The sequence below is a fragment of the Flavobacterium sp. NKUCC04_CG genome, assembly GCF_019345525.1.
GTDB lineage: Bacteria > Bacteroidota > Bacteroidia > Flavobacteriales > Flavobacteriaceae > Flavobacterium.
Window position 1 is genome coordinate 1 of record NZ_JAHKRA010000037.1, and the last position, 1684, is coordinate 1684.

Genomic DNA, 1684 nt, shown 5'->3' on the forward strand with positions numbered 1-1684 from the left:
ACCAATCAATGGGCGGGTCAAGATAAAAGTGGAAAGCCCTTAGCTAGCGGCACCTATTTTTATGTAATCAATACTTTTTTAGGAAGAAGAGAGGGATGGGTACAGCTGAATCGTTAATTTAAATGAAGTTATGAGGTTTAAAAAGATTTTATATTATACACTATTTTTAAGTGTACTGTTGGTTTGTTTCGGTGTACAAGCCCAGTCTTTAGATCCGGATTTGGATTGTGCGAATGCCGTAGAGATTCCGGTTAATACGGGGGTGGACTGTGTGCAATATGCAAGGGGTTCTTTTGAGCATGCGGGCGTGATTCCCTTGGGTTTGACTTGTGGAAGAGCGGTTTCTACCAAACACAAAAAGAATTTGTTTCGGTTTCGAGCTGCTGAAGAGACCCATTTGTTTAGTGTCTTTGATGCTCGATCTGCTGTTATACATGGGAATACTATTTTATCAAACCTTTCGGGTGCGGTTTATACGGACTGCAATTTTGATAGTCCGGCTAAAATATGTTTTGCCTTCTATGTTACAACGGAATCAAGTAGTACAGATTCGAGTACTTGGCATATGGTTTTAAGTGAGTTGGTAGTGGGGCAGGAGTATTTTCTGGTTTTGGGTGACGCGGCTACTATTCGCGTTGACAATGTAACTTACAATAACGATTTGAAATTTAAGCTTTGTTTGCGGGCTGCGGAAGTGTCTTATGTAAAAATAGATGCCAGTGCAGCCATGACCGAGAATTTGGATTGGGTGGAAGAAAAATTCCTGTATTCGGACTGCGATAATATTTTTTCCAACATTCGTTTTCAGGCTGGTGATGGGCAAAACGACTTTAATTCCATCGGTTATTTTAATAAAAACAATTCGACTTTTCTATTGGAAAAGGGTATTGCTTTGGCTACGACTGATTTAACAATCAATCTGTCTGCTGCAACCTTGTCGTTATTATTTCAGCAGAATAGTCCGCCTTGGACGGGTGATGCCGATTTAAATGCCTTGCAATTGGAGATTCCCGGGCAACAACAGTTAGAGCCCAGTGCCACAGCAGTATTGGAGTTTGATTTTATTGCTTTAAGCGATGCTTTAGATATCAATTATCTTTTTACTTATCCTTATAGAATGGGTCGTATGCAATATATAGGTATTTGGTTGACGGATTTAACCACTCAAAACAAGCAGAATATAGCCAGAGTTCCCGGAACAAACTTTCCCATTCATCAGGAGTTGGTAATTGATAACTATCCCGAATTACTAGAGCCATTTATACCTTCTTTTTGGAACAATCCCCTAATTTATTGGTTATCAAATTCAAAGGTTTTTCCAACCAAACCCACGGTGTTAACTGTCGGTAGAAAATACCGACTAAAGTTTGGAGTTGGCAGTTTAGATATTCCTTTTACTCCTAACGCTGGATTCGCGATGTTTATCCAAGATTTCGAGCAACAGCTCAAGGATGCATCGTTGCATATTGTTGATCAAACGGATTTATGCACGGGTAAACCTTGGCTGATTAAGGCCAATACCGAACAATACGGGGAGTTAAAAAGGGCAATCAGTTGGTATAGGAACGGTGTCTTGATAGGCGGAGCGCGGGATTCTGTTTTGGAGGTTACTCAATCGGGTGAATACGAAGTGCGTATCGCCTTTTCGGATATAAACTGCGAACGGTCGGCAGTGATCAGTCTG

General features: G+C 40.7%; 1 protein-coding gene. It reads left to right on the forward strand.

Annotated features, from left to right (window positions below; translation table 11 throughout):
* Positions 1–130: 130 nt before the first annotated feature.
* On the forward strand, positions 131–1684 hold a 1554-nt coding region (locus tag KO524_RS15095; protein ID WP_219295063.1), incomplete at its 3' end, for a choice-of-anchor L domain-containing protein.